6 protein-coding genes and 4 pseudogenes are annotated in these 10,095 nt (G+C 73.4%); 4 read left to right on the plus strand and 6 right to left on the minus strand.

Annotated elements, in window-relative coordinates; genetic code table 11:
* The 6 genes and pseudogenes from ASC99_RS42390 to ASC99_RS30125 all read right to left on the minus strand — a co-directional run.
* On the minus strand, nt 1-1,363 hold a 1,363-nt coding region (locus tag ASC99_RS42390; RefSeq protein ID WP_369825203.1), incomplete at both ends, for an SDR family oxidoreductase.
* 1 nt (nt 1,364) lies between these two features.
* Nucleotides 1,365-2,760, minus strand: a pseudogene (locus ASC99_RS42395) (acyltransferase domain-containing protein); the annotation flags it as partial.
* A gap of 155 nt (nt 2,761-2,915) precedes the next feature.
* Nucleotides 2,916-3,860 (minus strand): annotated as a pseudogene (locus ASC99_RS30115) (acyltransferase domain-containing protein); the annotation flags it as partial.
* Nucleotides 3,861-3,882: 22 nt separating this feature from the next.
* Nucleotides 3,883-5,170, minus strand: a pseudogene (locus ASC99_RS42400) (beta-ketoacyl synthase N-terminal-like domain-containing protein); the annotation flags it as partial.
* A gap of 132 nt (nt 5,171-5,302) precedes the next feature.
* The gene (locus tag ASC99_RS37985) at nt 5,303-6,106 is read right to left on the minus strand and encodes a sortase domain-bontaining protein (protein WP_369825205.1); all 804 of its coding nucleotides are present in this window, start codon (nt 6,104-6,106) and stop codon (nt 5,303-5,305) included.
* Nucleotides 6,093-6,788 (minus strand): hypothetical protein, encoded by a 696-nt coding sequence (locus ASC99_RS30125; RefSeq protein ID WP_157531853.1) that lies wholly within the window; start codon nt 6,786-6,788, stop codon nt 6,093-6,095. The genes ASC99_RS37985 and ASC99_RS30125 overlap by 14 nt, the downstream gene beginning before the upstream one ends.
* A gap of 513 nt (nt 6,789-7,301) precedes the next feature.
* Here ASC99_RS30125 and ASC99_RS30130 point away from each other — a divergent pair.
* The 4 genes and pseudogenes from ASC99_RS30130 to ASC99_RS30145 form a co-directional block, all read left to right on the plus strand.
* Nucleotides 7,302-7,721 (plus strand): tyrosinase cofactor, encoded by a 420-nt coding sequence (locus ASC99_RS30130; RefSeq protein WP_057237980.1) that lies wholly within the window; start codon nt 7,302-7,304, stop codon nt 7,719-7,721.
* Nucleotides 7,722-7,769: 48 nt separating this feature from the next.
* Nucleotides 7,770-8,620 (plus strand): annotated as a pseudogene (locus tag ASC99_RS30135) (tyrosinase family protein).
* A 203-nt stretch (nt 8,621-8,823) separates the two neighbouring features.
* The gene (locus ASC99_RS30140) at nt 8,824-9,117 is read left to right on the plus strand and encodes a hypothetical protein (protein WP_057237982.1); all 294 of its coding nucleotides are present in this window, start codon (nt 8,824-8,826) and stop codon (nt 9,115-9,117) included.
* Between the two features lie 28 nt (nt 9,118-9,145).
* Nucleotides 9,146-10,095, plus strand: a 950-nt coding sequence (locus ASC99_RS30145; protein ID WP_304440757.1) for a PEP/pyruvate-binding domain-containing protein, incomplete at its 3' end; no start/stop codon positions are given.

Here is a 10,095-nt window from a genome sequence, read left to right on the forward strand (position 1 = left end):
CGGCCGGAGCCGGAGTCGATCAGGACCAGCGTGCCGGTCGCCGGAGTCGATCAGGACCAGCGTGCCGGTCGGGCGGCCACGCGCGGCGAGCAGGCGCACCGTCTCGAAGGCGAGCACCCCGCCGAAGGACCAGCCGCCGAGCCGGGCGGGGGTGTCGACCAGCTCCGCGTACCGGGCGGCGTGCCCGGCCACACCGTCTACGCCGTCGATCCGGTCCAGTCCGAAGCAGGGCTGGTCAGGACCGAGCCGTGCGGCCAGCTCCCGGTACACCGAGCTGTCACCGCCGCCGGGATGGGCGAGGTACAGCGGGCTGCGAGTGCCGCCGGCCTGCAACACCCTTAGCGGGCCAGTCTGTTGCTCGTCACCCGAACGCACCGTGGGTGCGGGCTCGGCCCAGCGCGGCGCGGGGACTTCGGCCCCGGCTGCGATGTACGCCTCGAGATCGGCCAGGCTCGCGCCGCGCAGCAGCAGTCGGGCCGGGACGGTCACCCCGAAGTCGTGCTCCAGCACGGACTTGATCCGCATCGCGGCCAGCGAGTCCAGCCCGGCCTGCAGCAGGGGTACGGCGGGGTCGAGCGGACGGCCGACCAGCGCCGACACCCGCTCCCGCAGCGCCTCGGCGAGCGATCCTGTCCCGTCCCAACGGGCCGTTCCGGACGGGGCCGTGGCGGCTGACAGCTCGCTGAAGTAGGGGCGGTTCACCAGCTCGGGGAAGGCCGTGACGGCGCCGGGCCGCAGGGCGAACACCCCAGCTGCCGGGTGGCCGCCGGCCAGTACGGCGTGCAAGGCCTCGATGCCCTCGGCGGGGAGGATCGGGCGCAGCACGTCGATCCGGCCACCGTCGGCCGCGCCGCCCACCTCGGCCCAGGTGCCCCAGTTGATGCTGGTGCCCGGCAGGCCCTGGGCGCGGCGCCAGGTCGTCAGCTCGTCCAGCCAGGAGTTGGCTGCGGCGTAGGCGAGTTGACCGGGTGAGCCGAGCGTGGCTGCGGCGGAGGAGAAGGCGAGCCACCAGTCCGGCTCCCCTCCCGTCCGGTCGGCCGTGGCCCGGTGCAGCTGCCAGGCACCGTCGGCCTTGGCCGACCACGCCGTGCGCAGGTCCTGCTCCTCGATGTCGAGCGCGAGCCGGTCGGCGAGCACCCCGGCCGCGTGCACCACCCCGCACAGCGGAACATCATCCCGGCGGACCTCCGCGACCAGGCGTTCCGCCACTCCCTCAACTGCCAGGTCGCCCGTCAGCACCCGTACGTCGCAGCCGAGTTCGCGTATTTCGGCGATCTCCTTCGCCGCCTCGGGCGAGGGCCCGCTCCGGCCGCCCAGCACGATCCTGCCCGCGCCCGCCTCGGCCAGCCAACGGGCCACCACCNCCCCAGGCCGCCGTAGCCACCGGTGATCAGGCCCCAGGCCGCCGTAGCCACCGGTGATCAGGTACCCACCGCCGCTGCGGACCACCGGCTCACGGTCCGGCCGGCCGGGAGCACACCGGGTCAGCACCGCCGTGTGGCGGACGCCGTCGCGCCAGGCCACCTCGTCCTCGGCCGAGCCCGAGCCCGCCTGCAGTTCCGCGCACAGACTCTCCGGGTCGGCGTCCACCAACGTCACGCGCAGCTCCGGGTGTTCGGCCGCCAGCACCCGGACCGCGCCGCGCAGGGCACTGCCCGCCACCGCCACCCACACCCGGGGCGGCTCCGCCCGGTCGGCCACCTGGCGTACCACGTCCAGGACGGCTGCCAGCCGGGCCCGCGCCTGGCGGGGCGGCAGCAGGGCGGCGCCGTCCAGCACCAGGACCACACCGGTCACGCCCGGGTCGATGTCCCCGGTGACCTCCTCGCCCGCGCGGCGCAGCGCGGCCGCCAGCTCCGTGCCCGAACCGAGCACCGCCCAGCGCGCCGGGCCACGCTCCGGACGGACCGTCAACGGGGCCGGACGCCAGACCACTTCGAAGAGCTTGTCGGCGACCGAGGTGGGCGGCTCGGCGCCGGGGCCCTCGGCCACCAGGGCAGACGCGGCGGTCCGCCAGCCGTCCCCGCTCCGGGCCTGCACCGACAGCCGGCCGCCGGCGTCGATCACCGTGGTGAAGGGACCACCCAACGCAGGCTGTGACACCCGGAGTCGGCGAACCTCCACCTGAGCCCCGAAGGCCTGCTCCCCCGCCGCCACCGCCAGCTCCGCCGCACGTGCCACCGACAGCGGCTCGTCGTCGCTGCCACGCCACACGTGCCGGTCCTCACCCGGGAGTTCGATGTGCACGCCGAGCCCAGAACGGTCCGTCCCCGGCCGGCGCAGCTCCGCCGACACCCAGTGGCGTACGTGTCGCCAGGCCGGGCGCGGTACGTCGATCACCCGGCCTCCGCCCGGCGGGACCGGCCGGCCGTGGGCGTGCAGCGTGGCGAGCGCCGTGTGGAACGCGAGGGCCGGGTCCTCGTCACGGCGCAGGGTGCCGGTGGTCAGCGCCTCCGGAGCCGTGTCGGTGACGGCGAAGCCGAGCAGCGGGTGCTGCGAGATCTCGGTGAACACCCGGTGCCCGTCCCGGACGGCGGCCTCGACCGCACCGGCGAACCGCACCGGCTCCCGCAGGTTCCGGGCCCAGTACCCGGCGTCGAAGGCGGGCACCTCACTCGGGTCGGCCGACACCGTCGAGTAGCACGGAAGCTGTGGCAACTCCGGTCGGATGTCGGCCAGTTGATCGCTCAGTTCGGCCAGCAGCGGATCGACCTGCGACGAGTGCCCGGCGCCCTCGGCGGCCATCACCCGAGCGAACACGCGCTACCGACAGCTGATGTACATCGTCCTGTTGCAGTCCGCGATCACCGCGATGACCGGTGGCCGACTGCGCTGGCCTCGACCTGCTCGCCCGGCACCCCGAGGACCGCCATCGCACCTCGCCCGGCCAGCCGCGCCAACAGGCGCGACCGCCGGGTGACCACCCGAGCGCCGTCCTGCCCCGACAGGGCACCCGCCGTCACCGCGGCCGCGACCTCTCCCATCGAGTGCCCGATCACCGCGGCGGGCACCACACCGTGGTGCCGCCACAGCCGGGCGAGCGCCAACTGCAGGCCGAAGACCATCGGCATCACCTGCTCCGGCCCCTGCGGCGTGAACGTTCCGAGCACCGCCGCCCGCAACGACAGCCCGCACTCCCCTTCCAGCAGCGGGCTGATCTCCTCGACCGCCGCACCGAACGCCGGTTCGTCGGTGGCGAGTCGGGCCATCGGGCGCCAACTCGGCTGGTAGCCGGAGAACACCCACACCGGCGCGGACCCGGCAGCCGTGCCGCTCCCGGTCAGCACACCCGGTCCGCCGGACCCACCCGCCCGCAGGCCGACTAGCAATGCCTCGCGGTCCCGGGCGGCCACCACCACCCTGCTGTCCCGTCGGCTGCCGCGCCGGGCCAGGGTGTGCGCCACGTCGTCCAGCGGCGCCTTCTCGCGCTCCAGCCAGTCCGCGACCTCGGCCGCGTGGGCGCTGTCGGATAGCACGAAGTGCCGTACCCGAGACGGCAGTTCGGCCTCCGCCGGCCTCGGCGGTGCGGTTTCCAGCACGAGGTGCGCGTTGGTGCCGCCGAACCCGAACGACGACACCCCCGCCAGCGCGGCACCGGTGCTCCCCGGCCAGGAGGTGGCCGCTGCAGCCACCCGCAGCCGCAGCGCGTCGAAGTCGAGGTGCGGGCTCGGCCGGTCGAAGTGCAGGCTGGCCGGGATCACCCGGTGCCGCAGGGCCAGCACCGCCTTGATCAGACCCGCGACCCCGGCTGCCGCCTCCAGATGCCCGAGGTTGGTCTTGGCCGAGCCGATCAACAGTGGCCGCCAGCGCGGCCGCCCGGTCCCCAGCACGTCGGACAGCGCGGTCGCCCCTGCGGCCAGGGCATCGGCTTCGCCCCCGAGNGTCCGCGTACGCCTCCCGCAGGACATCGCGCGTCCGCGTACGCCTCCCGCAGGACATCGCGCTGCGCCTGGAGGTTGGGCGCGACCAGACCGTTCGACCGGCCGTCGGAGTTCACCGCCGATCCCCGGACCACCGCGAGGACTTCGTCACCGTCGCGCAGCGCGTCGCCGAGCCGCTTGAGCACCACCAGCCCACAGCCCTCGCCGCGCACCATACCGTCGGCGGCCGCCGAGAACGCCTTGCAGCGGCCGTCCGGCGAGGTGCCACCCGCAGCGTCGAAGGATCGGGTGATCACCGGGGACAGCAACAGATTCACCCCGCCCACCAGCGCCAGATCCGTCTCGCCCGCCCGGAGCGAGCGCACCGCCAGGTGCACGGCCACCAGCGAGGACGAACACGCGGTGTCGACCGCCAGGCTGGGGCCGCGCAGGTCGAGCAGGTAGGAGAGCCGGTTCGCGGCGATGCTCGACGCCGCTCCGGTGGCGGTCCAGCCCTCGACCCGGTCGGGGTCGGCCGTCGTCAGGTGGGCGTACTCCGAACCGGCGATCCCGACGTACACGCCGGTCCTGCTGCCGGCCAGCGAGCCCGCGCGCAGCCCGGCATGCTCCAGCGCCTCCCAGGCGACCTCCAGCAGGAGCCGCTGCTGAGGGTCCATCAACTCCGCTTCGTGCGGGGGTATCCCGAAGAACTCGGCGTCGAACCCGGCCACGTCGTCGAGGAACCCGCCGTGCCGGGTGGTGCCCTCGCCCGCAGTGCCGAACTGTTCCCAGCGCCCGGCCGGTACCTGCGTGACGGCGTCCTCTCCGCGCAGCAGGAGGTCCCAGTACGCCGCCGGGCCGCGCACACCGCCCGGGAGTCGGCAGCCCAGGCCGACGATCGCGATGCCCTGGTCCACGGCCGACGCCTGTTCGCGCGCGGTCACGGGGCGCACGGTCACGGGGACCGGCTCCAGCAGCAGCCCCTCGACCAGCCGGTCGACGGTCGGGAACTCCCAGACCAGCGTCGGCGACAGCGTCCTGCCCAGCAGACCCTGGAGCGCCCCGGCCACCGCCACGGCGCCACGCGAGGACAGCCCGAGTTCGCTGAGCGGCCGGTCCGGGGCGATCTCCTCGGCCCGCAGATCGCACTGTTCGGCGAGCTGCGCGAGCAGGAACCCGCGCAGCCGATCCGCCGACGGTTGGTCTGCTGACGGTTGATCCGCTGACGACACCGACCGCTCCCAACTCCCGCGCACGGTACGCGGAAAGGCCTCTGCCTGAGCCGACCGGACCAGGGCAGCGCGATCCACCGTCGCCGGGTCAGGAGTCCGGGGCGGGCAGCTCGCTCGCTGGAGCGTAGGAGCCGGGGCTGTTCTCTCTCACGGAATCTCGATCTTCCACCGCAGGATGATCGCCAGGGCATAGAATCCGCCGCCCGGCCCTCACCCTCCCCGGGCGAGACGGTCGGGGAGGGTGAGTTCAGCGGGTCGAGCTGAGGTGCGCGAAGACCACGACGTTGTCCGAGTATCCGGACTTCTTGTCGTACTTCCCGCCGCAGGTGATGACGCGCAGTTCGGGCCGCTCGGTGGGACCGTAGACGGCGGCGTCGGGAAAGTCCGCGCGGGGGTAGATCCGTACCGCGTCGATGGTGAAGACCGCCGCGGACCACCTCGACCTTGTCGCCGGTCCTGCCGGACCACCTCGACCTTGTCGCCGGGGCGCAGCAGTCCGAGCCGGTAGAAGACAGCGGGTCCGGAACGGGTGTCCGCATGGCCCGCCATGATCGCGTTGCCGGCTGAGCCCGGGGAGGGGCTGTCCCGGTACCAGCCGGCCTGGTTGGGCTTGCCGACCGGCGGCGTGTCCAGGTGACCGGACGCGTCCAGGCCGAGTCCGAGCAGCGGAGCGCTGACCTTGATGGCGGGGATCCTGAGGCTGGTCGGCACGGAGGCCGGCAGGGGTTCGGGAGGCGGACTGCCGGGCTTCGCCTCGGAGTTGGGCGACGCCTGCCCGGCACCGCCGCTCTGCCCGGTCCCACCACTCTGCCCGGCGCCGCCCGATGTGTCCGGCGGGCCCGACGGGCCCGAGGCGCGGGCGACGGCCGCCCCGACCGGGGGCGGGCCGTCGCCGGAGACGCCGTCGTGGACCAGCCAGCCGCCAAGAAGGAGGCTGAGCGCCACGACCGCGGCGGTGAGCCGCCCGCGGTCACGGCGCCTCAAGCCTCGGGTCCGAACGTCAGGATGCGGCATTGCGGGCAGCGCGACGGCGGACGGCGCGGACCCCGAAGCCCGCAGCGAGCGCCAGCAGCACCGAACCGGCGCCGACCTCAACGGCGTTGAGGCCCTGGGACGTTCCACCACCACCGGTGTTCACCCCGCCGTGCGGGCCGCCACCAGCCCCACCAGCTCCACCGGCGCCGCCCGCTCCGCCCGGCCCGCCGCCGGGCGTGCTGCCGGGTGTGCCGCTGGGTGTGCTGCTGCTGCTGGGAGTACCGCCGCCGCCCCCGCCCGGCGGGCAGTCGACCTTGAAGACCTTGTGCTTGGCGCTGCCCTGCTCGCCTTCGAAGGTCCAGGTGACCTTGTACATGCCGTTCGGCAGGGTCAGGTCACCCGTCCGTCCGGCGCCGCTCGCCAGCGTGAGGTCCCCGCCGGCCACCTGCTGGTCGTCGGGCGACGGCTGCTTCACGATGTTCCAGGTGACCTTCTGGACCGTGTCGAAGTTGAACGCGGCGAGATAGAAGGTGCAGACCTTCGGCTCGTCACGCTGGTCGTCGGACGGCGTGGTGCTCTCGTGCACCTTGATGTCGCCGTTGTCGCCGGGCGCGGCGAAGGCCGCCGGGGCCGCCCCGACAACGAGGAGGGCGGCGATGGCGCCCACCGTGAACGCGCTTGCCGTGCGGGCGGTGCGAACCGGATCGCTCGTGAGAATCACGTCTGGTGCTCCAGGTGTGTGGGTGGGTCAAGGGCCCCCACGTTCAGGCGCACACCCCTCTCGACCAAGCACCCCACGCGTGCTCCCCCGACTTTTCATCAGTTCGGGCCAGCGCTCCGAGCATCTTCGTCCCCCGGTCGGAGCAGCGCGTCGGGCAGCTGCATCGCGCCATCCTTGCGCCGTGAGCACCGTCACCGTGCCAGGGGCGTTCGGGCGTGGCGGAACAGGATCTCCTGCGGACCGACTGCACAGCGTGAAGATCACTGGCTTTCTGATGAGCATTCAGTGAAGACGGTGAAGATCTTGTCGGCCGGCCCGAAGGGCGGGCAGCCGCCGGATGGCTTGATCCGGCCACAATCCTTCGACCCCCGCCGATCGGCAGTTCCGTAGGTCATCACGGATTGAAAGCATCGAAACAGCGAGGGTGATCATGCAATCCCCTCAGATTGACGCTTCTCTGCGGATACATGAACGGCGCCCCAACACCGTGGGGCGCCCAAGGGGGTACCACCGATGTCCGAATTCACCCATGCCTCGGAACTGACCCGCCGTCGGATGATGCAGGGGGCAGCCGTCGCACTCACCGCCGCCGCCGGCACCGTCGTCCTCGGCGTCGTCGGCCCGACCGGCAGGTCCGCGACCGCCGCCGACCCGGGCGCGTCCGACACCTTCGACGAGCTCTTCCACGGCCGCCGCATCCAGGGCCGGCCGGTCGCCGCCGGGGGCGGCCACCACCACGGCACCACCGGTACCGGGGGCACCGGTTACGCCGTGCACATCGACGGCGAGGAGCTGCACATGATGCGCAACGCCGACGGCACCTGGATCAGCGTCGTCAACCACTACCAGACCTTCCCGACGCCGCGTGCGCTGGCCCGCGCCGCCGTCACCGACCTGCAGGGCGCCGCGCTCGTCCCGGTCGCCGTCGCCTGAGCCGGCCTCCGCCGCCCGCACCACCACCACTCGTACAAGGGGGGACTCATGGCAGTCCGCAAGAACCAGGCGACTCTGACGGCCCAGGAGAAGCGCGCCTTCGTCAACGCCGTGCTCGCGCTCAAGCGCAACGGCGGCTACGACGCGTTCGTCAGCACGCACAACTCGTTCATCATCGGCGACACCGACAACGGCGAGCGGGTCGGCCATCGTTCGCCGTCCTTCCTGCCCTGGCACCGTAGGTTCCTGCTCCAGTTCGAGCAGGCACTCCAGGCGGTCGACCCGACCGTCACCCTGCCGTACTGGGACTGGACCGCCGACCGTACGACCGGCGCGGGGCGCCGACTTCATCCGGCGCCACCATCTGGGGCGCCGACTTCATGGGCGGCAACGGCCGCAGCAGCGACGGCCAGGTGACCACCGGACCGTTCGCCCACTCCGCCGGTAACTGGACGCTCACCGTCCGACCCGACAGCCGCCCCTACCTGCGGCGCTCGCTCGCGTCCGGGATCGCCCAACTGCCCAGCCGCAGCGAGGCGGACGGCGTGCTCGCGATCGCCGAGTACGACGCCGCGCCGTGGAACAGCACCTCGTCGGGCTTCCGCAACAACCTGGAGGGCTGGCGCGGCGTCAACCTGCACAACCGCGTGCACGTCTGGGTCGGCGGCATGATGAGCACCGGCATGTCACCCAACGACCCGGTCTTCTGGCTCCACCACTGCTTCATCGACAAGCTGTGGTCGGAGTGGCAGAAGCGCCACCCCTCCGCCGGCTACCTCCCCACCACCGGCACCCCCAACGTCGTCGACCTCAACGAGACCATGAAGCCCTGGAACGACGTCACCCCGGCGGACATGCTGAACCACAGCGCCCGGTACACCTACGACACCGGATTCTGACCGGTCGGCCGTCCGCCCCGCGATCCTCCGCGCGGTCGGGCGGCCTGCCCGCGTTCTCTCGTCTGCTTCAGAGCTTCCGCACGCCGACGGCGGCATCCGGCGTCCCGATCCACCCCCGCGGGGGTGCCGCTCTCCGCCGCGGCCGTCCGCGCAGTACGCTGGCCGGTCAGCACCCGGCACCCGAGCACCGACGGGGGCACCCCATGGCACACGCCAGCCGAGACCTCACCACCCTCGGCAACACCCTCGAATCCGTCACCGAAATCGCCACCGCCGCCACCCGCGCCCGCGCCCGGCTCGTCGTCGCCTCCCACGCCCAGGACGCCGAGGACTGCCGCATGCTCCTCACCCAGCTCGGCCTGATCACCGCCCCGCACGGCCCGCACCGCATCTGCGTACGCTGCGGCCGCGAGTACGACCATCCCGGCATCCGCCGCCGCGACCGCTTCTGCTCCGACCGCTGCTACCACAGCAGCAGCGGAGTGCACCAGGCGTAGCCCGCCCGCAGCCGGGCAGACGCGCGCCATGAACACGTTCCCCGGGCCCCGGGAGCGCCGCCCGGACCCGGAGCCCTGGCCCACGGCGGCAACGGTCGTGCGGCTGGACGACGACCGGGCCCTGGACGCGAGCCGGGTCGGAGCCAAGGCGGCCAATCTGGCCCGCGCGGCGCGGGCCGGGCTGCCGGTGCTGGCGGGGTTCGTGATCGAGTCCGGCCGGTCTGCTGACGAGGACGGGCCGCTGCCTGGCGGGGCCGGGCTGCCGGACCTCTGGCGGGAGCTCAGTGCGGACGGCACCCGGTCGCTGGTGGTGCGGTCCTCGTCGACCTTCGAGGACACCGGGGAGTCCTCGATGGCCGGCCGCTTCGAGTCGGTGCTCGACGTACGCGGCTGGGACTCGTTCCAGCTGGCCGCGCAGACCGTACTGGACTCCGCCCGGGAGGTCGCCGAGGCCACCCGTGGGCCGGCCGGGGAGCACCCGATGGCGGTGCTGGTGCAGCCGATGCTCCGCGCCGCCGCCGGTGGGGTGATGTTCGGTGCCGACCCGGTGGAGGGGCGCGAGGACCGCATCCTGGTCAGCGCCGTCCGCGGCGGTCCCGACCAGCTCGTGGACGGCAGCACCCAGGGGACGCGCTACCAGTTCACGCCCGCCGGGCGGCTGGTGCGGGTGGAGCCCCGGCAGCCGCCCGGCGACCGCCCGCTGAACCGGCGTCAGCTGTGGCGGCTCGCCCGGCTGGCCCGGCAGACCCGCGCGGTGTTCGGCGGGCCGCAGGACGTCGAGTTCGGGTTCGACACCGCCGGAAAGCTCTGGCTGTTCCAGGCCCGCCCGATCACCGCCATGGCACCGCGGCCCGGACCGGGGGTCCGCCTGCTCGGCCCCGGACCGGTCGCGGAGACCTTCCCCGGGGTGCTCCAACCGCTGGAGGAGGACCTCTGGGTGGCGCCGATGGCGCACGGACTCACCCTGGCCCTGGACAT

The organism is Kitasatospora sp. Root107 (assembly GCF_001424875.1).
Lineage (GTDB): Bacteria > Actinomycetota > Actinomycetes > Streptomycetales > Streptomycetaceae > Kitasatospora.

Excerpts from the sequence above, each read along its gene's own strand:
- ASC99_RS37985 (WP_369825205.1), bottom strand. The coding sequence starts at position 6,106 with ATGCCGCATCCTGACGTTCGGACCCGAGGCTTGAGGCGCCGTGACCGC.
- ASC99_RS30140 (WP_057237982.1), top strand. The coding sequence starts at position 8,824 with ATGGCACACGCCAGCCGAGACCTCACCACCCTCGGCAACACCCTCGAA.
- ASC99_RS30130 (WP_057237980.1), top strand. The coding sequence starts at position 7,302 with ATGTCCGAATTCACCCATGCCTCGGAACTGACCCGCCGTCGGATGATG.